This is a genomic window from Rathayibacter sp. AY1A5 (assembly GCF_002930875.1).
Taxonomy (GTDB): Bacteria; Actinomycetota; Actinomycetes; order Actinomycetales; family Microbacteriaceae; genus Rathayibacter.
In genome coordinates this window covers 122,271-144,203 of record NZ_PSTM01000007.1, presented here as the reverse complement: position 1 = coordinate 144,203, position 21,933 = coordinate 122,271, and the positions used below count along the sequence as shown (strand labels likewise).

Below are 21,933 nucleotides of genomic sequence, written 5' to 3'. Positions count from 1 at the left end.
GCTCAGGCGCCGGGAGCGAGATCGCGGGCGTAGCAGACCGAGTGCTCGGACCCGATGTAGGCGCCGAACGGCGGGATGGCGTGGTAGCCCTCCCGGAGGTAGAACCGCATCGCGTCGGGCTGGAGCGTCCCGGTCTCCAGCACCAGGCGCGTCGTGCCCAGAGCGGCCGCCCGCGCCTCGAGCGCGCGCAGGACGGCCGTGGCCGCTCCGGTGCCGCGGGCGGCGCGGTCGGCGAACATCCGCTTCACCTCGATCGCCCCCGGTCCGAGGACGTCGTCGTCGAGAGGCCGCAGTCCGCCGCAGGCCACCGCCGTGCCGCTCGCGTCGCGGGCGACGAGGAAGACGGGCACGTCGTCGGCCGAGGGCGGCGTGCCGGGCTCGTGGTCGTCGTTGCCGTAGCGCTCGTCGAGCTCGCACCGCTGCGCGTCGCGCAGACGCTCGGCGTCCGGGTGGGTCCACGCCACCTCGTCGATGGTCCAGCTCATGAGGGCTCCTCCCGGCCGCGCGGCGGGCACGGCCGAGGCCATTCTGCCGCGCCCGACCCCCTCCGGCCCGCCCGGTGGCAACCCCTTCCGCGCCGGGCCGCAGCGGGCGTCGACTGGAGGCCCACCGACGAAAGGACTCACCGTGCTCTCAGACTCCCCCATCGGCCCCGTTCTGCTCTCCCGCGACCTCGCCGCCTCCCGCGCCTTCTACGCCGGCTCCCTGGGACTGGAGGTCCTCGAGGAGAGCGAGTCGGCGATCGCCTACTCCTGCGGCGGCACGCGGCTCACCGTCACCTCCAGCACCACGGGCTCGAAGGACGAGCAGACCAAGGCCGCCTGGCGGGTGGCCGACCTGCGCGCCGAGCTGGACGCGCTGGCGGCTCGGGGCGTGGCTCCGGAGGACTACGACAGCGACGAGCTGCGCACCGAGAACGGCGTGGCCGACCGCGGCAGCGTCTGGGCGGCCTGGATCCTCGATCCCGACGGGAACGCGCTCGGCATCGAGCAGCCGAAGAGCTGATCGGCGCCGCTCTAGACTCGCCCCATGCCCGACGACTCCGCTCCGCTGCCCGCGCCTGGGTGGTACCCGCACCCGGCCGACCTCGGCTCGGAGCTCTACTGGGACGGCGCGGCGTGGACGGACCGGTCCCGTCCGTCCTCCTCGGCGCCCGCTCCCGCCTACGGCACGCCCCCGGGCGCTCCGGAGCAGGAGCTGTACGCCTATCCGTCCGCCCCGTCCTCCGCGGCGGGCCGCAACCCCATGGCGATCGCGAGCCTCGTGCTCGGCGTCCTGAGCCTGCTGATCAATCCGCTGCTGATCCCCTCGATCCTCGCCATCGTCTTCTCGGCGAAGGGCCGGGCGGCCGCACCGCTCGTCGGAGGCGGTCGCGGGCTCGCGACGGCCGGACTCGTCACCGGGATCGTCGGTCTGGTGTCGGGCGTCTTCACCATCGTCGGCAACCTCTCGGCCGGGGTCCCCGGCCTGGCCGGCTGACCGGGGTGCCGCGGCCCTCGACGCCCCGATGACCGCGCGCCGGAGCGCTCCCTGGCTCCTCGTCGTGGCGGTCGCCCTGGTCGCGCTGGTCCTGCGCGGTCCGATCGTCGCCGTCGCGCCCATCATCGACGCGGTGCGCGAGGACCTCGCGCTGTCCGCGGGCCAGGCGGGGATCCTCACCAGCATCCCCGTGCTCTGCTTCGCCCTGGCGACTCCGCTCGCGCTCCTGGTGATCCGCCGCGCGGGACCCGACGCCGCCGTGACCGTCACGGTGATCGGCGTCGCGCTCGGCACGATCGTCCGATCGATCGGCGACGTGGGACCGGCCGTGGCGGGCACCGTCCTGATCGGCGTCTCCATCACGATCGGCAACGTCGTCCTCCCCGTCGTGATCCGGCGGGACGTCGCTCCCGAGCGCGTCGACCTCACGACGGGCGTCTACACCGCAGCCCTCAACGTCGGCTCGACGATCACCTCGCTCGGCACCGCTCCGCTCGCTCTGGCGCTCGGCTGGCGCGGCGCCCTGCTCGTCTGGCTCGCCCTCAACGCCCTCGCTCTGGCCGGCTGGCTCGTGGCCGTAGGGCCTCGGGCGGCCCTGCGTCCGACTCCCCGCCCGGCCCGCGCCGACCGCGCACCGGCCGCACCGGCTCCGCGGATCTTCCGCAGCGCGACCGTGCTGGCGCTCGCGCTCTGCTTCTCGAGCCAGGCGTTCTCCTACTACGGAGTGACGGCGTGGCTCCCCTCGCTGCTCGTCGACCGCAACGGCTTCTCGATCGCGACCGCGGGCGCGAGCGCCTCGGTGTTCCAGCTCGCCGCGGTCGCCGGCGCCCTCGGCGTCCCGCTCCTGGTCCGGAGGCTCGGACCCCTGGGGGGCATCGTGCTCGTCGGCCTCCTCTGGTGCACGGTGCCGGCGGGGCTGCTGCTCGCGCCGCAGCTCTGGGCGCTCTGGTGCGTGCTGGGCGGCGCGGCCCAGGGCGGAGGATTCACGGTGGTCTTCGTGCTCGTCGTGCGGCTCTCCCGCTCCGACGCCCACGCGTCGCGGCTCTCGGCCACGGTGCAGGGGATCGGCTACGCCGTGGCCGCCACCGCCCCGACCGTCATCGGCTTCGCGCACGACGCGAGCGGCGGCTGGGAGGCTCCCCTGCTGACCGTCCTCGCCGCGACCTGCTCCTTCCTCCTCTTCGGCACCCTCGCCGCTGCGCGCCAGCGCCGGGCCTGACCCGCGACACGACCGGCCGCGCCGTCAAGGGGGCCGTCCGACGACTGTCGGCCCCGTAGCGTGTCCGCATGGCCGAGCAGAGCACGACCCGCGAGAAGACAGCGCCCGATCCCGACGATTCCCGGAAGCCCGACGACGTCACCGACATCACCACGCGCTCCTGGTTCTACGTCCTCAAGAAGACGGCTCGCGAGTTCGGCGCGGACCAGTGCACCGACCTCGCCGCCGCGCTCACCTACTACGCCGTGCTCGCGCTCTTCCCCGCCCTGCTCGCGATCGTGTCGGTGCTGGGGCTCTTCGGCCAGGCACAGGCCACCACCGATCTGGTGCTCGACCTGATCGGGAACCTCGCGTCGAGCGAGGTCGTCGACCTGCTGCGCGACCCGATCCAGGCGCTGACCAGCTCCTCCGCCGCGGGTCTCGCCTTCGTGACCGGTGTCGTAGGAGCGATCTGGTCCGCCTCCGGCTACGTCGGCGCCTTCGGCCGCGCGATGAACCGCGTCTACCAGATCGACGAGGGGCGCCCCTTCTGGAAGCTCCGCCCGACGATGCTCGGCGTGACCGTGGTGACGGTCGTCCTGATCGTGATCGCGGCGCTCATCCTGGTGCTCAGCGGACCGGTCGCGACCGCCGTCGGCGACGTCGTGGGCCTCGGGCCCGCCGCCCTCACCGTGTGGAACATCGCGAAATGGCCGGTGCTCGTGGTCATCGCGATCGTGATCGTCGCGATCCTGTACTACTGGGCGCCCAACATCCGCCAGCCGAAGTTCCGCTGGATCAGCATCGGATCGATCGTCGCCCTGGCGATCTGGCTGATCGCCTCGACCGGCTTCGCGTTCTACGTGGCCAACTTCTCCAACTACAACAAGACCTACGGCTCGCTCGGCGCGGTGATCGTCTTCCTCCTCTGGATCTGGATCACCAACATCGCCCTGCTCTTCGGCGCGGAGTTCGACGCCGAGCTCGAGCGCGGACGCGAGCTGCAGGCGGGCATCGAGGCGGAGGAGACCATCCAGCTCCCCCCGCGCGACACCGCCGCGAGCGACAAGAAGGCGGCCGTGCACGAGAAGGACGTCCGCGACGGGCGCTGGCTGCGGCTGGCGAGCGAGAACCGCAGCGACCAGGGCACGGCCCAGGACGACGAGGCCGCGAAGAAGAAGTGACTCAGGACTCGGACGACCAGAGCGCGCGGTAGTAGGCCGCGCGCTCGTCGTCCGGATCCGCTCCGTACTCCGCGAGGAGCAGCGGGGTGTGGCCGGGGCCGTAGTTCCAGCCGAGGCTGACCGCGGCGACCGCCAGATCCGCCCAGCGGTCGCCCACGCCCAGGTCGCCGACGTCGACCGTGCCGCTCCAGCGTCCGTCGTCGTCGACGAGCGTGTTCGGAGCGCACGCGTCGCCGTGCACCACGACGGGGTCCACGAGCTCCGGAGCCGCGCCGAGCGCCGACGGCCGGCGCGCGAACCAGGAGTCGCCGCGCAGCTCTTCGGGCACCGCGTCGACGGGGAGCGCGTGGACCGCCCGCAGGCCGGCCGCGATCGCGCGGACGGCCTCCTCCGGCCGGGCTGTCCACTCCGGGTCGACGGCGCTCCGCCCGGGCAGCGGTGCGGTGAGGAGCCACTGCCCCTCCTCGTCCTCGCCCGCCTCCAGGATCCGGGGCGCGACGATCCGCCCCTCCAGCCAGCGCAGACGCGCGATCTCGCGACGGAGGTCGACGCCCGTGGACCGGGGATTCCACTTCAGGTACCCGGCGTATACGCGGAAGGTCAGCCCGTCGAGCTCGTTGCGCCAGACGAGCGCCGGATCGGTGCCGCCGTTCAGGCGCCTCGCCGGCGACGGGATCCGGACGCCGTCGAGCGAGAACTGCCGTGCGAGGTCCGGACCGCTCATGCCCCCAGGGTAGGCGCCCCGATCCTGAGAGGATCCGCATGCCGCGGACCGCGCCACCCGCCTCCTCCGAGCAGCGCGCCCTTACCCTGACGGGCGTGCCGGAGCAGCCGCCCGGCGCGATCCGGTGACGAGGGAGCCCCCGTGACGCAGAGCGACGACGACCGCGGGCCCGTGCAGCCCGACTTCTCGAAGGAGCAGGAGGGCTACCGTCCCGGTCTCAAGCCCCGGCAGCTGCAGATGATCGCCATCGGCGGCGCGATCGGCACCGGCCTCTTCCTCGGCGCCGGCGGCCGACTCGCCACCGCCGGTCCCTCGCTCGTCGTCGTGTACGCGGTCTGCGGCGTCTTCGCCTACCTGATCCTCCGCGCGCTCGGCGAGCTGGTCCTGCACCGGCCGAGCTCGGGCTCCTTCATCTCCTACGCCCGCGAGTTCCTGGGCGAGAAGGCCGCCTTCGTCGCCGGCTGGATGTACTTCCTGAACTGGGCGATGACCGCGATCGCCGACGTCACCGCGGTGGCCCTCTACGTGAAGTACTGGTCGCTCTTCTCCTCCGTGCCCCAGTGGCTCCTCGCACTCATCGCCCTGGTCGTCGTGCTCTCGCTGAACCTCGTCTCGGTCAAGGTCTTCGGGGAGCTGGAGTTCTGGTTCGCGCTGATCAAGGTCACGGCGCTGGTGGTCTTCCTGGTGATCGGCGTCGTCGTGCTCGCCGCGGGCTGGCCGCTGCAGTCCGGCGGCGTCGCCGTGGACCCCGGGATCAGCCTCTGGAACGACAACGGCGGCATCCTGCCCGGCGGCCTGATCGCCAGCGTCCTGGTCGTCCAGGGCGTGGTGTTCGCCTACTCCGGAGTCGAGCTTGTCGGCACGGCGGCGGGCGAGACCGCGGAGCCGGCGAAGGTCATCCCGCGCGCGATCAACTCGGTCATCCTGCGCATCGCCGTCTTCTACGTCGGCTCGGTGCTGCTGCTGACGCTGCTGCTGCCCTACACGGCCTACTCGAAGGGCGAGAGCCCGTTCGTCACGTTCTTCAGCTCGCTGGGCGACGGCTCCTCGGGCGAGATCGCCGGATCGATCATGAACTTCGTCGTGCTGACGGCCGCGCTCTCCAGCATCAACGCCGGGCTCTACTCGACCGGCCGCATCCTCCGCTCCATGGCGCTCAACGGCTCCGCCCCCGCCTTCACCGGCCGGATGAACAAGCAGGGCGTCCCCTACGGCGGCATCCTGCTCACGGCGAGCATCACCCTGATCGGGATCGTGCTGAACCTCTTCGTGCCGTCCGAGGCCTTCGAGATCGTCCTCAACGTCTCGGCGCTGGGCATCGTCACGGGCTGGGGCATGATCGTCCTCTGCCAGATGCAGCTGCAGCGCTGGGCGGCCCACGGGCGCCTGGAGCGCCCATCCTTCCGGATGCCCGGCGCCCCGGTGACCTCGTGGCTCACCCTGGCGTTCCTGGTGATCGTGGTGGTCCTCATCGCCGTCGACTTCCCGACCGGCACCTGGACCGTGGGGATCGTCGCGGTGGTCGGCGTGCCCGCCCTGATCGTGGGCTGGCACGTCGCGAAGCCGCGCATCCTGGCGATCGCGTCCGCCCGGGACGGCTTCACCGGCGCCCACCCCGTGATCGCCGCCCGTCCGGCCTCCGAGGCCAAGCGCGACGAGAACGAGCGGCGCCGCGAGTAGGGCGGGTCAGCACCGGCGGAGGTAGCGCAGGAGCAGCGTGTCGCCGGCGCTGAGCACGTGCGCCAGGTGCTGCGGGCGAGGTCCGGGGACGTCGCCGCGGGCGAGCCTCCCGGAGTCCCCCGCCTCGAGCGTCGGAGAGACGGTCAGGCAGAGCTCGTCGACGGCGTCCGCGGCGAGGAGGGTCCCGAGCAGCGACGGACCACCCTCGCAGTGGATCCTGCCGAGCCCCCGCTCTGCGAGCTGCGCCCGCATCCGCGTCGCTTCGAGCCGTGCGTCGCCGCAGACGAGCACGTCGGCGACCTCGGCGAGCTCCGCGCGGCGGCGGGCCGACGAGGAGCCGGTGGTTACGACGATCGGACGCACCGGCGCCTCGGTGAAGATCCGCGAAGCGGGATCGAGGTCGAGCGACCCCGAGACGATCGCGAAGACGGGCTGCGGGGCGAGCCCGGTGCCGAGCCGGGCCCGCACGGACTCGTCGCTCAGCACCATCGGGCCGTAGCCCTCGGTCCGCACCGTGCCGGCCGCGACGAGCACGACGTCGGCGAGCCGGCGGAGCAGGTCGAACACGCGCAGGTCCGCCGCGCCCCCGAGATCGCCCGAGACGCCGTCACGGGTGACCGCTCCGTCGACGCTCGCGACGAAGTTGACCCGGAGCCACTCCTCGCCCGCCCCGTCCGCGTAGAGGGCCAGCAGAGCCTCGTCGGACAGGTCCTGCCCGGCCGGCGACAGGCCGTCGATGCGGGCGCTCACGCCGCCGGCTCCACGTTGTGGCGGAGGAAGGCGGGCGCCCGCCAGCCCAGCACCGCCTCCGTCATCCGCACGGCGTCCACCGCCTGGCGCACGTCGTGCATGCGCACGATCCGCGCACCGTTCAGGATGCAGATCACCGCGGCGGCGAGGGAGCCCTCGAGGCGCTCCCCCTGCGGCCGGTCCAGCGCCTCGCCGATGAAGTCCTTGTTGGACACCGCGGCGAGCACCGGGAAGCCGAGCGCGGCCACCTCGCCCAGCCGGCGGGTGAGCTCGAGCGTGTGCAGGGTGTTCTTGTTCAGGTCGTGACCCGGATCGACGATGATCCTCCCGGCAGGCACTCCACCCGAGAGCGCGCGATCGACGCGGCTCCGCAGATGGTCGACCACGGTCGCCACGACGTCGTCGTACTCGGGTCTCTCCGGCTCGCTGCGGGGGGCGCCCACGCTGTGGGTGATGACGAGCTGGGCGGAGGAGGAGGCGACGACCTCGAGCATCCGGGGGTCGTGCAGCCCGCTCGTGTCGTTGACGACGGAGGCGCCCGCGGCGATGCTCGCGCGCGCGACCTCGGCGCTCGTCGTGTCCACCGAGACGACCACGTCGCTCCGCTCCGCGATGCCCGCCACGACGGGGACGACCCGGTCGAGCTCCTCCTGGAGCGTGACAGCGGGGCCGCGGCCGAACGGCACTCCGCCGATGTCGACCCAGTCGGCGCCGAGCTCCGCGGCGCGCACGGCGGCCGCGATGGCGCTGTCCAGGGCGAAGGTGGAGCCCTTGTCGTAGAAGGAGTCGGGTGTGCGGTTCACGACCGCCATCACGGCCACCTGCCGCTCGAAGTCGAACTCTCGTCCGCCGATGTGCCGCGTGGTCATGGGCGCGTCCCTCCCGCTCGGAGCGCCGGGAGAAGGCCGGCGCCGCTCACCCTAGACGAGCGGAGTCGGCGGAGGCTGGAGCGGGCCGCCCTCGAGCAGCGCCTGGAAGAGGACGTGGTCCTGCCACTCCCCGGCGATCCGCAGGTAGCGCCGCGCGACGCCGATCCGCTCGAAGCCGTTGCGCTGAAGCACGGTCTGCGATCCGACGTTGTGGAGGAGCGTCCCGGCCTGCACGCGGTGCAGCCCCAGATCCTCCCGCGCGGTGCGCAGGACGGCTCCGACCGCGCGGGTCATCACGCCGCGGCCTTGCAGACCGCTGTCGAGCCAGTAGCCGAGATCGCCGCTGTCGAAGGCGCCGCGGACGATGTTCGCGAGAGTCAGCCGACCGACGATCACGCCGCCCGCGTCGAGGACGAGCGGGAGGACGCTGCCGGCCCGGTGCGCGGCGAGTGCGTCAGCGACGGCGTCGGTCTGGCCCCCCGCCTCGAAGAAGCGGGTCGAGCGCGTCGGCTCCCAGGGCGCGAGGTGCCGGCGGTTGCGCCGGTACGCGGCGGCGAGGGCAGGTCCGTCGTCCCGCGAGACGAGCCGCAGGAGGGTGCCCTGGTCGTCGACGGGGATCGGGGCGGGCATCCTGCGAGGGTAGCGCCGGAGCCGGGAACGACAGAACCCCCGGCCAGGGGCCGGGGGTTCTCGTGGTGGGCGATACTGGGATCGAACCAGTGACCTCTTCCGTGTCAGGGAAGCGCGCTACCGCTGCGCCAATCGCCCGTTGCTCCGTGCGGAGCGCCTCGTTCGGTGAACGATCGAGGTGGATACGGGATTCGAACCCGTGTATACGGCTTTGCAGGCCGCTGCCTCGCCTCTCGGCCAATCCACCGTGTACGGGATTCGGTGTCGGCGGCCCGAGGGCCGACCAGGTGGGAGGCACCCGAGGGTGCCGTCCCGATGACGCCGGTCCGAGGACCGGTGTTCGAGCGGATGACGAGATTCGAACTCGCGACCCTCACCTTGGCAAGGTGATGCGCTACCGCTGCGCCACATCCGCATGTAGGTCGTACTGGTGTTGCCGTTTTGCGTGTCGTGCTGTCTTGCTGTCTGTCCGGCGCTTTCGCTGCCCGGCTCGACCTAGAAGAATGTATACGACAGCGGCGCCGGAATCCAAATCGAGCGGACGCCGATCCCGCCGCTCGGAGTCCGATCCGCGTCTTTCCGCGCGAAACCGGCTCGTCGCCGTCCGTTCACCCGGGCGTGGCGGGCGTCGGCGGTGCATCCGGGCCCCGCGGATCCGCTACGATCGTCTCTCGGGTCGTCCAGCACGTCCCCCTGGGCGATTGGCGCAGTTGGTAGCGCGCTTCCTTCACACGGAAGAGGTCATCGGTTCGAGTCCGGTATCGCCCACCCTCACCCCCGGTCCGTGCTCACGCACTCGGCCGGGGGTTCTCTCGTGCCGCCGCGGTCGTCCTCCGGCCTCGCAGCGCCCAGTCGAAGGAGCCGACCCGCGATGATGGGCCGCTCGCACGCCGTCTCCGGTGCGCTCGCCTGGGCCGTCGCCGCCTCCGTGCCCGCCGTCGCCGGGCCCCTCGGCCTCGCGGGTCTCCCGCTGGACCTCCGGCTGGTCGGCCTCGGAGTCGCCGCCGGCTGGGCCCTGGTGCCCGACGCGGACCACGCGAGCGCGACCGTCTCCCGCTCGGCGCCGGGCGCCTCCCTGCTCACCGCGACCGCGGGCCGGATCAGCGGAGGGCACCGGCACGGGATGCACTCGCTGCTCGCGGTCGCCGTCGTCTGGTACCTGGTGCCGGTGCTCACGGCGCTGCGCTTCCCGGTGCCGGTCGTCGGCCCCGTCGCCGTGGCCGCCGTGCTCACGCTGCCCGCCCTCGCGTTCGCCGCGAAGGCCGTCCGGGCCGCCCCCTCCTGGCGCATCGCCTGGGCCGGGGCGACGGTCGTCACGGTCCTGCTCGTCGCGCTCGCCGACGGCACCTGGGCGTGGCTCCGGGTCGCCGCGACGCTGGGCTACCTCGTGCACGTGGCCGGCGACGCCCTCACGACCGGCGGGATCAACTGGCTGTGGCCGCTGCGCGTGCGCCTGCCGCGGCGCCTGCGCCGGACACCGCTGCGCCACGTCTGGACCACCGGCGGCTACGCCGCGCTGCCCGTGCTGGGCTCCGCCGGGTCCTGGCGCGAGACGGTCCTCTACTGGCTCATGTCCGCGGCGACGATCGTGTTCACCGCCTCGATGATCACGGCCGAGCTGCTGTAGCCCGGGGCGCCCTCCTCAGAAGACCTTCCCCGGGTTCATGATCCCCAGCGGGTCGAACACGGCCTTGATCCCGCGCTGGAGCGCCAGCGAGTCCTCGCCCAGCTCCTCCGCCAGCCAGCGCCGCTTGAGCAGTCCCACGCCGTGCTCGCCCGTGAGCGTGCCGCCGAGGGCCAGGGCCGTGCGGAAGAGCTCCGCCGCGGCGCCCCAGACGTCCTCCCCCACGGGTCCGTCCCCCGCGGGCAGCACGAAGTTCGGATGGAGGTTCCCGTCCCCCGCGTGGGCGACGGTGGGGATGCTGAACCCCGTCCGCTCCTCGATGCCGCGGATCGCCGCGAACATCGCCGGCAGCGCCGAGCGGGGCACGCAGACGTCCTCGATCAGCACCCGGCCCTCCGCCTCGAGCGCCGGGTGGAAGGCCCGGCGGACGGCCAGCAGAGCCTCGCCCTCGGCCGGGTCCTCGGTCGCCTCGGCGGCGCCCCCGGAGGCGGTCACGATCTCGAGGACGCGCTGCGACTCCTCCGCCGCTCCTCCGCCGTCCGTCTGGACGAGGAGGTAGGCGGCACCGCGGTCCAGGGCCGCTCCGGTGTAGCGCGAGATCGCGGCGAGCGCCGCCTCGTCCATCAGCTCCATCACCGCGGGACGGAGCCGCGCGGCGGTGATCGCAGCGGAGGCGGCGGCCGCGGCGACGACGCTCGGGAAGTACGCGCCGACCGTGACCACGCGCCCGGTCGGGATCGGGCGGAGCTTCACGGTGGCCTCCACGATGACGCCCAGCGTCCCCTCGGAGCCGGTCAGGAGCGCGGTGAGGTCGTACCCGGTGACTCCCTTCACGCTGCGGCGGCCGGTGCGGAGCAGGCGTCCGTCGGGGAGGACGACCGTCAACCCGAGCACCGCCTCGCGGGTCACGCCGTACTTGGCGCACAGCAGCCCCCCGGCGTTCGTCGCGATGTTGCCGCCGATGCTCGAGATCGCGCGGCTCGCGGGGTCGGGCGAGAAGACGAGGCCGTGCGGAGCGACGGCGTCCGACAGCGCCTGATTGATGACCCCGGGCTCGACCACCGCCAGCTCGTCCTCGAGCGACACCTCGAGGATGCGGTCCATGGCGGCGGTCGAGAGGACGAGCGCTCCCCCGCTCGCCACTCCCCCGGCAGCGAGGCCCGTTCCCGCTCCGCGCGGCACGACCGGGAGCCGGTGCTCCGTCGCTATGCGCAGCGCCGCCTGCACGTCCTCGACCGAGCGGGCAGCGACGAGCGCGAGCGCGCGACCCGGTGCGGAGAAGCCCGACTTGTCGGTGTGCACGGCCTCGAACCCGGGGCCCTCGGTCAGGACCGCGTCTCCGAGCGCGTCGCGCAGCTGTCGGAGGATCTCGTGGTCGTGCATGGTTCACTCCGTGCGGTCGCGGGCGGGTCCTGCCGATCCTTCCACGGGCGCGGGGCAGGATGGCGGGATGACCGGAGAGACGCGATGGCCGCGGTGACGAGCGCGGGGATCCTGCTGCACCGCGAGGGCCCCTCCGGCACCGAGGTGTTCCTCGGGCGGATGGGCGGCCCCTTCTGGACCCGGCGCCCCCGCGCGTGGACGATCCCGAAGGGCGTGCACACGGGCGACGAGACGTCGCTGGACGCCGCGCGCCGAGAATTCGAGGAGGAGACCGGCGCTCCTCCGCCCGACGGGGAGCTGACCCTCCTCGGTGCGTTCCGGCAGAGCGCGGCCAAGACCGTCACCGTCTTCGCCGGGCGCGGACTCGCGGACACCGCCTTCGTCGCGAGCAACACCTTCGAGCTGGAGTGGCCGCGGGGCTCCGGCGTGCTGCGCAGCTTCCCCGAGCTGGAGGACGCCCGGTGGCACCCGCTCGACGAGGCCCGCTCGCTGGTGGTGGCCGGGCAGGTCGCCGCCCTCGACGCGCTGGCCGAGCTGCTGGCGGATCCGGACGGCGGGGACCGGGCCGGCACCGCTCCCTAGTCGGCGGTCGCGTAGACCCGCAGGCCCAGCGGCACTATCCGCACCACGGCCTCGTCGAATCCGTCGCGGGAGCCGTCGAAGCGCTCGGTCTCGCCGTCGTGCGCCCACTCGGGGTCGTCCCCCGCGGGCCGGCGCGCGCCGACGGTGATCTCCGGCGTCGAGAACGACTCCACCACCGGTGCCCGCCAGCCGGGCACACGGCCGACCACCGGGGTCGCCGTACGGCCGAGCAGGAGCGAGAACGCTCCCCGAGTGCGCGGAGTCCGTCCTGAGTGCAGGATGCGCACGTCGAGGTGGCCGTCGTCGAGCCGACGCCGGGCGAGCGGGGCGGCCGTGCGCGGGTGCTCCTGGTTCACCCCGACGAAGTACGACCAGACGAGCTGCGTGCGCCCGTCGCGCCGGAGCTCGAACGGATCGGTGCGCCGCACGACCGAGAGGGCCGCGATCACGGCGGCGAGCGGCTTCCCGATCCGCTTCTCGCGCTTCTCGCGGGCCGCGACGAACTCCGGGTAGACGCCGATCGAGACCGTGTTGAGCACCGTGACCGGTTCTCCCCCGTCCGCGACGACCTCGGCCACGTCGACATCGCGGCGCTCGCCGATCGTCGCCGCGTCGAGCGCGTCCTGGACGGTGAGCAGCCCCAGCGCCTTCGCGAAGTGGTTCATGGTCCCGCCCGGCAGCACGAGCAGCGTCATCCCCTCGGCGCGGGCGAGAGCGGCACCGACCGACATGGTGCCGTCCCCGCCGTAGATCCCGAGCACCCGGGGCGGAGAGTCCCCCGAGCGCGCCTCGCGCACCACGTCGGCGAGGTCCTCCCCCTCGGTCAGCCGGTGCACGCGCGCCTTCGGGAACCGGGCTCGGACCAGCGGCTCGGGATCGGGGCGGTGCGAGTCCCGGCCCGCGCCGGGGTTGAGGACCACGAGGAGGGCGGCGCCGTCCCCCAGCGGGCTGCGGTCGACGGGGGGCCGGGTCGCGCGCTCCGAGACGGGCACGTGGCGCGGCTCGGCCGGCAGGACGGCTCGGCCGACGACCGCGACCGCCGCGCCGAGCGCCGCGCCGCCGAGGACGTCCGAGAGCCAGTGGACGCCGACGTGCAGGCGGGAGAAGGCCACGGCGGCGGCGAGCGGGGCGACCGCCGCCCCCACTCGGGGCGACTCGAGCGCGACCCCGGCGGCGAAGGCAGCGGCGCTCGCCGCGTGCCCCGAGGGGAAGGACGCCGACGTCGGCACCGTCGCCAGGCGCCGGCCGACCGGGACGTCGACGAGGAGCGGCCGGTCGCCGCCGAACACGCGCTTGCCGACCAGGTTCGCGAGCGCGCTGGCCGCGGCGAGCGAGGCGGTCCCCCGCAGAGCCTCGCGGGGACGGCCCGCCAGGAGCAGCAGGACGCCGACGCCGGCCCAGAGGACTCCGTGGTCCGCGGCCCGGGAGAGCCCCACGAGCGCCCCGTCGACGACGGGCGACGGGCGACGGGCGTTCAGCCGCCGGGCCGCACGAGCGTCCGCCCGGCGCACGACGCGCGGGACGGTGACGAGTCGGCGGAGCAGGACGGACGGGGGTCGGGTTCCGCGGAGGGCCATGCGCTCAGCGTAGGAGGAGGCGCCTCCGCGGTCCCTGGACCGGTCGACGGCGCGCTACACCTCGCCGAAGCCCGACTCGACCAGATCGCCGAGCCGGCCGACCGCCTCCTGGGCCTGCGGCCCCGACGCCGAGAGGACGACCTCGTCCCCGCGGTCGAGCCCCAGCGACATCACGCCGAGCAGGCTCGTGGCGTCCTTGCCGTTCGCGTCGATCCGGGCGTCGAAGGTGGCGGCGAGCGTGACGAAGTCGGCCGCGGGACGGGCGTGCAGGCCGTTCGGGTTGATGAGGCGGACGCGGCGCTGCACGCGCTCGTCACCGGGCGCGGCCTCCTCGGCGGGAGCAGCGAGCGCCTCGCCCCGGGCCGACTCCGCGGCGGCGAGCACCTCGTCCAGCGACGCCCCCGTGCCCGCGGCGACGGCGGCCGCGACCGCCCCCTCCACCAGCGGGGCGTCGGCGATCCGGACCTGGGCGCGCGCGTCGTCGTCGAGGAACTCGACCGCGGTCTCCGCCGTCATGATCGCCGAGCCGAGGTCGCAGAGGACGACGACCCCCTCGCCGGAGTCCGCTTCCGCCAGGGCCGCCGTGATGCGGTCGAAGCTGGTGCCGATGCCGCCGTCGTCCGTCCCGCCCGCGGCGACCAGCGCGACCGAGGCCGCCATCTGCTCCGCGAGCTCGACCAGCCCCTCCGCCAGCTGCGCGCTGTGCGAGACCAGGACCAGCCCGACGCTCACGCCGCCGCCTCGGCTGCTGCGCGGAGCAGGAGAACGGTCGACACGCTGCCGGGATCACGGTGCCCGATGGCGCGCTCGCCGAGGTAGCTGGCGCGTCCCTTGCGGGCGACCAGCGGGTCCGTCGACTCCGCTCCCCTCTGCGCCGCCTCCGCCGCCGCGGCGAGGACGTCGGCCGGAGCCGCTCCCTCCTCGGCGGCGGCCGCGGCCGCGTCGACCGCCGGCGTCCACGCGTCCACCATCGTCTTGTCGCCCACCTCGGCCTTGCCGCGGAGCACGATGCCGTCCCTCGCCGCGGCCAGGAGCGCTGCGACGTCCGCGCCCTCGAGCGCGACCTCGCCCGCGACCGCGGCGGAGGCCTTCAGGAACGCCGTGCCGAACAGCGGGCCCGAGGCGCCGCCGACGGTGGAGATGAGCGTCGTCGCGACCAGCTTGAGCACGTCCGCCGGGACCCCCTGCTCCGGCGCCGCATCCAGCTTCGCGACCACGGCCTGGAAGCCGCGGTCCATGTTCTCGCCGTGGTCCCCGTCGCCGATCGCCCGGTCGAGCGTGATCAGCTCGACCCGGTGCTCCGCGATCGACTCGGCGGCGCGGCGGATCCACGCCGTCGCCCATGCCGCGTCGAGCCCGGCTCCCTGTGCGTCCTGCATGGTCGTCTCCTCCTCGTGCGCCGCTCCTGCGACTGTCGTTCCGGTCATGGTGTGCGCGCGGGCGCTCAGCGTCCCCACCGCAGCGCCGCGGTCTGCACCGGGGAGTCCCACAGCTCGGTCAGGGCGTCGTCGAGCTTGAGGACGGTGAGCGAGAAGCCCTGCATCTCGAGCGACGTCGTGTAGTTGCCGACGAGGCTGCGTGCGACGGTGATCCCCTTCTCGGCCAGCGCCTCGGCTGCGCGGCGGTAGGCGAGGTACAGCTCGATCTGCGGCGTGCCGCCCATGCCGTTCACCAGGAGCAGCACCTCGTCCCCGGAGGAGAACGGCAGGTCCTCCAGGATCGGGCCGAGGATCCGGTCGACGATGCGGTCGGCCGGCTCCAGCGCGATCTTCTCCCGGCCGGGCTCGCCGTGGATGCCGATGCCGATCTCGATCTCGTCCTCGCCCAGCTCGAAGCTCGGCTCGCCCGCGTGCGGGACGATGCACGGCGTGAGGGCGACGCCCATCGAGCGCACGTTCGCGATCACCGTCTCGGCGATCGTCGCGACCTCGTCGAGGGAGTCGCCCCGCTCGGCCGCGGCGCCCGCGATCCGCTCGACCAGCACGGTGCCGGCCACGCCGCGGCGGCCCGCGGTGTAGAGCGAGTCCTTCACCGCGACGTCGTCGTCGACGATCACGCTGCGCACCTCGATCCCCTCGGCGCCGGCGAGGTCGGCCGCGGTCTCGAAGTTCAGGACGTCGCCCGTGTAGTTCTTCACGATGTGCAGCACACCCGCACCGCCGTCGACGGCCTGCGTGGCCGCGACGATCGGGTCGGGCGTGGGCGAGGTGAAGACGGGACCGGGGACGGCGGCGTCCAGCATCCCGAATCCGACGAAGCCCGCGTGCAGCGGCTCGTGCCCGCTGCCGCCTCCGCTGACGATGCCCACCTTGCCCGAGCGGGGCGCGTCGGCCCGCACTACGAACAGGGGATCCGACACCACCCGGACCAGGTCGGCGTGCGCCAGGCCGAAGCCGGCCACCGACTCCGTGACGACGTTCTTCGGGTCGTTGATGAGCTTCTTCATCGAGGTCTCCTCCAGGATCGGGCCACCACTCGGGCGTCCCGTGACCTGCGGGCGATCCGGCGCGTGGTGGATCGCCGCCCGCACCGTCGCGGACAGCAGCCCCACGTTACGCCCTGCGCTCGCGCCTACGGCAGCGGGACGACGGCGCGCTGCGTCTCGCGGACCCACTCCTCGAGCTTGGCCGTGGCGGCCCCGGAGTCGACGGCCTCCGCCGCGCGGTCCATCGACGTCCGCAGGCGCTCCAGGACGGGCATGCGCACCAGGTCCGGGTCGCGCGCCAGGTCGAACGCCGCGAGGCCCGCGGCCGCGTTCAGAAGGACGATGTCGCGGACGGGGCCGCCGTCTCCCCCGAGCACCGAGCGCACCACGCTCGCGTTGTAGGCGGCGTCGCGGCCGCGCAGCTCGTCGATCCGCGCGCGGGGCAGGCCCAGGTCGCGCGGATCGAGGTCGTGCTCGACCACGGAGCCGCGCGACACCTCCCAGATGTGGCTGTGACCCGTGGTCGTGAGCTCGTCGAGGCCGTCGTCCCCGCGGAACACCAGAGCCGTCGCCCCGCGCGTCCGGAACACGCCGACGACCAGCGGCACCCGGTCGAGGTGCGCCACTCCGACCGCCGACGCCTCGGGACGCGCCGGATTGCAGAGCGGGCCGAGGAAGTTGAACACCGTCGGCACGCCCAGCTCGGCGCGCACCGGACCGGCGTGCCGGAAGCCGGGGTGGAAGAGGGACGCGAAGACGAAGGCGATCCCCGTCCGCCGGAACACCTCGGCCACCCGCTCGGGGGAGAGGGAGAGGTCGACCCCGAGTGCCGCGAGCACGTCGGAGGAGCCGGAGGAGGAGGACGCGGCCTTGTTCCCGTGCTTCACGACGGGCGTGCCGGCCGCGGCCGCGATGATCGACGCGGTGGAGGAGATGTTGACGGTCCCGAAGCGGTCCCCGCCGGTACCGACGATGTCCAGGGCCATCGGGTCCACGTCCAGCGGCACCGCGTGGTCGAGGATCGCGTCGCGGAAGCCGACGATCTCGTCGACGGTCTCGCCCTTCGCACGGAGGGCCACCAGCAGTCCGGCGAGCTGCGCCGGAGTCGCCGCGCCCTCCATCACCTGCTCCATGGCCCACGTCGCCTCGGAGACGCTCAGATCGGAGGACTCGAGGAGTGCGCTGAGAACGTGCGGCCAGGACAGGGTTTCCGACATGGCTCCCAGATTATGCGACGAGGATCGCCTCCCGGCTAGTGCGACTTCCCTCCCCTGCCATCGGCCATAATGGTCTGTGTGACGAGCACCTCTCTCTCCCCCACGGCCACCGCGCCCGTAGTGAACCGACCCAACCCGGTCGCGGTCGGAACGATCGTCTGGCTGGGCAGCGAGGTCATGTTCTTCGCGGGCCTCTTCGCGATCTACTTCACACTGCGCAGCACCTCTCCCGAGCTCTGGGGCGCCGAGACCCAGATCCTCAACGTCCCCTACGCGGGCGTGAACACGGTGATCCTCGTGGCCTCGTCGTTCAGCTGCCAGTTCGGCGTGTTCGCCGCCGAGCGGCTGCAGCCGCGCGCGACGGGCCTCAGCCCGTTCAAGTGGGGCATGGTCGAGTGGTTCTTCCTCACCTACGCCCTGGGCGCGGTCTTCGTCTCCGGCCAGGTGCTCGAGTACGCGACCCTCGTCTCCGAGGGCGTCACGCTCTCCAGCAACGCCTACGGCTCCGCCTTCTACCTGACGACCGGCTTCCACGCCCTGCACGTCACCGGAGGCCTCATCGCGTTCCTCCTCGTCATCGGCCGCGGCTTCGCGGTCAAGAACTTCGGCCACAAGGAGGCGACGAGCGCCATCGTCGTCTCGTACTACTGGCACTTCGTCGACGTCGTCTGGGTCGGCCTGTTCGCCGTCATCTACTTCCTCAAGTGACGCGCCCGCCGATGCCCCACTCCACTCCCGACCCCCGCAGGAAGGACGCCTCGATGGCCTCCCCGAAGACGAAGAGCCGAGCCAAGAAGGGTCGCCGCCACCCGCTCGCCACCCTGGCCCTGATCGCCATCGGCCTCGGGCTCACCGGCGGGACCTACGCCGCGGTCGGCGTCGCGACGTCCGCCTCCGCGGAGACGTCGTCCACCAGCCAGCAGACGATCGACGAGGGCTCGAAGCTCTTCGCCGCGAACTGCGCCACCTGCCACGGCCTCGACGCCGCGGGCACCGACAACGCGCCCTCCCTCATCGGAGTGGGCGCGGCGTCGGTCGACTTCCAGGTCGGCACCGGCCGCATGCCGATGCAGATGCACGGCCCCCAGGCGCTCGAGAAGCCGGTGCAGTTCACCGACGAGCAGGTCGGCGAGCTCGCCGCCTACGTCGCGTCGCTGGCCCCCGGCCCCGCGATCCCCGAGGGCGAGGTCCTCGACGGACAGGGCGACGCGGCGAACGGCGCCGAGCTGTTCCGCATCAACTGCGCCATGTGCCACAACGTCGCCGGGGCCGGCGGCGCGCTCACCGAGGGCAAGTTCGCTCCCCCGCTGGGCGGCGTGACCGAGGCGCACATCTACGAGGCGATGGTCACCGGCCCGCAGAACATGCCGGTCTTCAACGACCTGAACATCTCGCCCGAGGACAAGCGCGACATCATCTCGTACCTCAAGTACATCGAGGCCAACCCGTCCCCGGGCGGATTTGCGCTTGGCTCCCTCGGCCCGGTCGCGGAGGGCCTGTTCCTCTGGATCTTCGGCCTCGGCGCGATCGTGGCCCTGACGGTGTGGATCACCGCCCGATCCAACTAGACGACTGCAGCGCCCTGACGGGCGCGACTGACCCACGGCACCGACTGGTGCCGACACGGCGTGAAAAGGAGAACCATGGCAGAGCACGATGAGGGTGGCACGGACCTCGCCACCTCGTCGGCCACCGGGCACGGAACGGCTCCGGCCGGCACCGCGGTCGTGACGCGGGACCGCGTCCAGGACCCGGGCCTCCCGCCGCACCGCCCCCGGATGACCGACCTCGACCCCAAGGTCGAGAAGCGTGCCGAGCGCACGGTGTACACGCTCTTCTACCTCTCCTTCGCGGGCTCGATCTTCGCGGTCGCCGCCTACATGGCGTTCCCGATCACCGAGGACGTCGCGTCGGTCCGGCTGAACACGCTGTTCATCGGCCTGGGCATGTCCCTCGCGCTCCTGGGCATCGGCATCGCCGCCGTCCACTGGGGCAAGCAGCTGATGTCGGACCACGAGGGCATCGATATCCGCCACCCCGTCCGCAGCGCGGAGCCCACCCGCGCCCGTGCGCTCGAGATCTTCGACCAGTCCGACAAGGAGTCCGGCTTCGGCCGCCGCTCCCTCGTCCGGAACAGCCTGATCGCCTCCCTCGTCGTGTTCCCCCTGCCCGCCGTGATCCTGTTCCGGGGCCTCGGCCCGCAGGACCAGAACCCCGTCGCCCTCCTCAAGACCACCCTGTGGGAAGAGGGCACGAGGCTCACCCTGGACCCGTCGGGAGCGCCGATCCTCGCATCGGACGTCACCCTCGGATCCGCCTTCCACGTCATCCCCGAGGGCCTCAACGACGCCGAGGGCAAGCTGGAGGAGAAGGCCAAGGCCGCCGTCCTCCTGATGCGCCTGAAGCCGGAGGACCTCATCGTCAGTGAGGGTCGCGAGACCTGGAACTACGACGGAATCGTCGCCTACTCCAAGATCTGCACGCACGTCGGCTGCCCTGTGGCGCTGTACGAGCAGCAGACCCACCACCTGCTGTGCCCGTGCCACCAGTCGCAATTCGACATCACGCGCGAGGCCGCCGTCATCTTCGGCCCGGCGAAGCGTCCGCTTCCGCAGCTCCCCATCACCGTCGACGCCGAGGGTTACCTGGTCGCCAGAAGCGACTTCACGGAGCCCGTCGGACCGTCCTTCTGGGAGCGATGACTCACATGTCCACCACCACCCCCTCACGCCCCTCCAGCTCCCCCGCGGAGCCCGAGGACGGCGTCATCCTCGGATCCGGCAAGTTCCAGAAGGGGTACGTCGGAGCGGCGTCGAACTACATCGACGAGCGCACGAGCATCTCCGCGGTCGTCAAGGAGTTCGGTCGCAAGATCTTCCCCGACCACTGGTCCTTCCTCCTCGGCGAAGTCGCGCTCTACAGCTTCGTCATCATCCTGCTGTCGGGCACCTTCCTCACCTTCTTCTTCCAGGCCTCGATGGTCGAGACGCACTACGAGGGCAGCTACCTGCCCCTCAAGGGCATCGAGATGTCGGCGGCGATGTCGTCCTCGCTCGACATCTCCTTCGACATCCGCGGCGGCCTGCTGATGCGGCAGATCCACCACTGGGCGGCACTGCTGTTCGTGGCCTCGATCGGCCTGCACATGCTGCGCATCTTCTTCACCGGTGCGTTCCGCAAGCCCCGCGAGCTCAACTGGGTCATCGGCTTCGTCCTCTTCATCCTCGCGATGGCCGAGGGCTTCACCGGCTACTCGCTCCCCGACGACCTGCTCTCGGGCAACGGCCTCCGCATCATCGACGGCATGGTCAAGGGCATCCCGATCGTCGGCACCTGGATCTCGTTCCTGCTCTTCGGCGGCGAGTTCCCGGGCACCGACATCGTCGGCCGCCTCTACACGCTGCACATCCTGCTGCTGCCGGCGCTGGTGCTCGCGTTCATCGCCCTGCACCTCGTGTTCGTGGTCGTCCACAAGCACACCCAGTTCCCCGGTGCGGGCAAGACCGAGCAGAACGTCGTCGGCTACCCGGTGCTGCCGGTCTACGCCGCGAAGGCCGGTGGATTCTTCTTCATCGTCTTCGGCGTCGTCGTCCTCATCGCCTCGCTGTTCACGATCAACCCGATCTGGAACTACGGCCCGTACGACCCCTCGCCCGTCTCCGCGGGAACCCAGCCCGACTGGTACATCGGCTTCGCCGACGGCGCCCTGCGCCTCGTCCCGCCGGGACTCGAGTGGGCCATCCCGGGCATCGGAACCCTGTCGTTCAACATCCTGATCCCGCTCGTCGGTCTCGGACTGTTCATCGCCGTGGTCATGCTCTACCCGTTCCTCGAGGCGTGGATCACCGGTGACAAGCGCGAGCACCACCTGCTCGACCGCCCGCGCAACGCCGCGACCCGCACCGCGATCGGCGCCGCCGGAGTCAGCTTCTACGCCGTCCTCTGGGCCGCCGCCTCGTCCGACCTCATCGCGACGCACTTCCACCTCACGATGGAGGGCGTGATCCACAGCCTGCAGTTCCTGCTCATCGCGGGTCCGTTCATCGCGTACTTCATCACCAAGCGCATCTGCCTGGCGCTGCAGAAGAAGGACCGCGAGATCGCGCTGCACGGCTTCGAGTCGGGACGCATCGTCCGCCTCCCCGGAGGCGAGTTCATCGAGGTGCACCAGCAGCTCGACGAGTACGAGCGCTGGAAGCTCGTCGGTCAGGACGAGTACGAGCCCCTGATGATCCGTCCGGACTCGCGTGGCCGCATCACCGCCCCGCAGCGCGTCCGCGCCGGCCTCTCCCGCTGGTTCTTCGAGGACCGGATCACCCCCGTCACCCAGAAGGAGCTCGAGAGCTCGCACAGCGAGCACTGATCCTCCCCCGAAGGGCCCGGACGTTCATTCGTCCGGGCCCTTCGTCGTTCCCGCAGCGGGGCGGCGCCTGTCCTCCGGCGCGGTGGAGGTCGTCGGTGCACCGAGAGCCGGTGAGACCGGATCACAGCGCCTCGACGGCGACAAGCCGGCAGGAACGTGGGGCGATACTCCGGAACTCGAGGCCCCCGCTCCTCGGATCCCGAGATGCCATCTGACCGCCGAGCTGGAGACGTCCGCCTCCCTCGGAT

Annotated in this window: 22 protein-coding genes and 4 tRNA genes; 12 read left to right on the top strand and 14 right to left on the bottom strand. The window is 72.5% G+C overall.

Annotation, left to right across the window (positions count from 1 at the left end; all coding sequences use genetic code 11):
* Positions 1-2: 2 nt before the first annotated feature.
* Entirely contained in the window at positions 3-485 is a 483-nt protein-coding gene (locus tag C5B98_RS07020) for a GNAT family N-acetyltransferase (RefSeq protein ID WP_104225442.1), read from the bottom strand.
* Positions 486-627: 142 nt separating this feature from the next.
* On the opposite strand from C5B98_RS07020, the gene C5B98_RS07015 reads away from it, so the two are divergent.
* From C5B98_RS07015 to C5B98_RS06995, 4 genes are all read left to right on the top strand, one after another.
* Entirely contained in the window at positions 628-1,005 is a 378-nt protein-coding gene (locus C5B98_RS07015; protein ID WP_104251082.1) for a VOC family protein, read from the top strand.
* Positions 1,006-1,029: 24 nt separating this feature from the next.
* A complete protein-coding gene (locus C5B98_RS17120) occupies positions 1,030-1,479 on the top strand; it encodes a DUF2510 domain-containing protein (RefSeq protein WP_146076899.1) in 450 nt (149 codons plus the stop codon).
* Positions 1,480-1,507: 28 nt separating this feature from the next.
* The gene (locus C5B98_RS07000; RefSeq protein WP_104251080.1) at positions 1,508-2,698 is read left to right on the top strand and encodes a CynX/NimT family MFS transporter; all 1,191 of its coding nucleotides are present in this window, start codon (positions 1,508-1,510) and stop codon (positions 2,696-2,698) included.
* A gap of 68 nt (positions 2,699-2,766) precedes the next feature.
* Positions 2,767-3,861 carry a YihY/virulence factor BrkB family protein gene (locus tag C5B98_RS06995; RefSeq protein WP_104327522.1) on the top strand — a complete coding sequence of 365 codons (1,095 nt, stop codon included), beginning with the start codon at positions 2,767-2,769 and terminating at the stop codon, positions 3,859-3,861.
* A gap of 1 nt (position 3,862) precedes the next feature.
* Here C5B98_RS06995 and C5B98_RS06990 read toward each other — a convergent pair whose 3' ends face one another.
* Positions 3,863-4,585 (bottom strand): aminoglycoside 3'-phosphotransferase, encoded by a 723-nt coding sequence (locus C5B98_RS06990; protein WP_104224636.1) that lies wholly within the window; start codon positions 4,583-4,585, stop codon positions 3,863-3,865.
* A 141-nt stretch (positions 4,586-4,726) separates the two neighbouring features.
* On the opposite strand from C5B98_RS06990, the gene C5B98_RS06985 reads away from it, so the two are divergent.
* On the top strand, positions 4,727-6,265 hold the full coding sequence (locus tag C5B98_RS06985; protein ID WP_258063456.1) for an amino acid permease: 1,539 nt from the start codon (positions 4,727-4,729) through the stop codon (positions 6,263-6,265).
* Positions 6,266-6,271: 6 nt separating this feature from the next.
* Here C5B98_RS06985 and C5B98_RS06980 read toward each other — a convergent pair whose 3' ends face one another.
* From C5B98_RS06980 to C5B98_RS06955, 6 genes are all read right to left on the bottom strand, one after another.
* Positions 6,272-7,015 (bottom strand): pyrimidine reductase family protein, encoded by a 744-nt coding sequence (locus C5B98_RS06980; protein ID WP_104327521.1) that lies wholly within the window; start codon positions 7,013-7,015, stop codon positions 6,272-6,274.
* Complete coding sequence (folP, locus tag C5B98_RS06975) at positions 7,012-7,884, bottom strand: dihydropteroate synthase (RefSeq protein WP_104309106.1); 873 nt, start codon at positions 7,882-7,884, stop codon at positions 7,012-7,014. The genes C5B98_RS06980 and folP overlap by 4 nt, the downstream gene beginning before the upstream one ends.
* Positions 7,885-7,935: 51 nt before the next feature.
* Positions 7,936-8,514 (bottom strand): GNAT family N-acetyltransferase, encoded by a 579-nt coding sequence (locus tag C5B98_RS06970; RefSeq protein WP_104225349.1) that lies wholly within the window; start codon positions 8,512-8,514, stop codon positions 7,936-7,938.
* Positions 8,515-8,577: 63 nt separating this feature from the next.
* Positions 8,578-8,652: transfer RNA gene (locus C5B98_RS06965), tRNA-Val, on the bottom strand.
* A 38-nt stretch (positions 8,653-8,690) separates the two neighbouring features.
* Positions 8,691-8,761: transfer RNA gene (locus tag C5B98_RS06960), tRNA-Cys, on the bottom strand.
* A gap of 96 nt (positions 8,762-8,857) precedes the next feature.
* Positions 8,858-8,929, bottom strand: a tRNA-Gly gene (locus C5B98_RS06955).
* A gap of 280 nt (positions 8,930-9,209) precedes the next feature.
* Here C5B98_RS06955 and C5B98_RS06950 point away from each other — a divergent pair.
* Both C5B98_RS06950 and C5B98_RS06945 read left to right on the top strand, forming a co-directional pair.
* Positions 9,210-9,282: transfer RNA gene (locus C5B98_RS06950), tRNA-Val, on the top strand.
* A gap of 103 nt (positions 9,283-9,385) precedes the next feature.
* The gene (locus C5B98_RS06945; protein ID WP_104327520.1) at positions 9,386-10,141 is read left to right on the top strand and encodes a metal-dependent hydrolase; all 756 of its coding nucleotides are present in this window, start codon (positions 9,386-9,388) and stop codon (positions 10,139-10,141) included.
* Positions 10,142-10,156: 15 nt separating this feature from the next.
* Here the strand turns inward: C5B98_RS06945 and C5B98_RS06940 are convergent, their stop codons facing one another.
* Positions 10,157-11,521 carry an FAD-binding oxidoreductase gene (locus C5B98_RS06940; RefSeq protein ID WP_104327519.1) on the bottom strand — a complete coding sequence of 455 codons (1,365 nt, stop codon included), beginning with the start codon at positions 11,519-11,521 and terminating at the stop codon, positions 10,157-10,159.
* Between the two features lie 84 nt (positions 11,522-11,605).
* On the opposite strand from C5B98_RS06940, the gene C5B98_RS06935 reads away from it, so the two are divergent.
* Positions 11,606-12,103, top strand: coding sequence for an NUDIX domain-containing protein (locus C5B98_RS06935; protein WP_104327518.1), 498 nt, complete (start codon positions 11,606-11,608; stop codon positions 12,101-12,103).
* On the opposite strand, the gene C5B98_RS06930 is transcribed toward C5B98_RS06935, so the two are convergent.
* The 5 genes from C5B98_RS06930 to trpD form a co-directional block, all read right to left on the bottom strand.
* Positions 12,100-13,680 carry a bifunctional phosphatase PAP2/diacylglycerol kinase family protein gene (locus C5B98_RS06930; RefSeq protein ID WP_104251074.1) on the bottom strand — a complete coding sequence of 527 codons (1,581 nt, stop codon included), beginning with the start codon at positions 13,678-13,680 and terminating at the stop codon, positions 12,100-12,102. The two genes, C5B98_RS06935 and C5B98_RS06930, sit on opposite strands and share 4 nt — an antisense overlap.
* Positions 13,681-13,734: 54 nt before the next feature.
* On the bottom strand, positions 13,735-14,412 hold the full coding sequence (gene dhaM / locus C5B98_RS06925; RefSeq protein WP_104327517.1) for a dihydroxyacetone kinase phosphoryl donor subunit DhaM: 678 nt from the start codon (positions 14,410-14,412) through the stop codon (positions 13,735-13,737).
* Positions 14,409-15,059, bottom strand: a complete 651-nt coding sequence (gene dhaL, locus C5B98_RS06920) for a dihydroxyacetone kinase subunit DhaL (RefSeq protein WP_104256173.1) — start codon at positions 15,057-15,059, stop codon at positions 14,409-14,411. Before dhaL ends, dhaM begins: the two co-directional genes overlap by 4 nt.
* 65 nt (positions 15,060-15,124) lie before the next feature.
* The gene (dhaK, locus tag C5B98_RS06915; RefSeq protein ID WP_104224645.1) at positions 15,125-16,126 is read right to left on the bottom strand and encodes a dihydroxyacetone kinase subunit DhaK; all 1,002 of its coding nucleotides are present in this window, start codon (positions 16,124-16,126) and stop codon (positions 15,125-15,127) included.
* A gap of 125 nt (positions 16,127-16,251) precedes the next feature.
* Positions 16,252-17,322 carry an anthranilate phosphoribosyltransferase gene (trpD, locus tag C5B98_RS06910; RefSeq protein WP_104327516.1) on the bottom strand — a complete coding sequence of 357 codons (1,071 nt, stop codon included), beginning with the start codon at positions 17,320-17,322 and terminating at the stop codon, positions 16,252-16,254.
* A gap of 69 nt (positions 17,323-17,391) precedes the next feature.
* Here trpD and C5B98_RS06905 point away from each other — a divergent pair, with 69 nt between their 5' ends.
* The 4 genes from C5B98_RS06905 (at position 17,392) to C5B98_RS06890 (ending at position 21,685) form a co-directional block, all read left to right on the top strand.
* A complete protein-coding gene (locus C5B98_RS06905) occupies positions 17,392-18,030 on the top strand; it encodes a heme-copper oxidase subunit III (protein WP_104224647.1) in 639 nt (212 codons plus the stop codon).
* Between the two features lie 53 nt (positions 18,031-18,083).
* Positions 18,084-18,890 (top strand): c-type cytochrome, encoded by an 807-nt coding sequence (locus C5B98_RS06900; protein ID WP_104224648.1) that lies wholly within the window; start codon positions 18,084-18,086, stop codon positions 18,888-18,890.
* A 75-nt stretch (positions 18,891-18,965) separates the two neighbouring features.
* Positions 18,966-20,024 carry a ubiquinol-cytochrome c reductase iron-sulfur subunit gene (locus tag C5B98_RS06895; RefSeq protein ID WP_104225358.1) on the top strand — a complete coding sequence of 353 codons (1,059 nt, stop codon included), beginning with the start codon at positions 18,966-18,968 and terminating at the stop codon, positions 20,022-20,024.
* Positions 20,025-20,029: 5 nt separating this feature from the next.
* Positions 20,030-21,685: a ubiquinol-cytochrome c reductase cytochrome b subunit gene (locus C5B98_RS06890; protein WP_104224650.1), complete on the top strand. Its 1,656-nt coding sequence runs from the start codon at positions 20,030-20,032 to the stop codon at positions 21,683-21,685.
* Positions 21,686-21,933 lie beyond the last annotated feature (248 nt).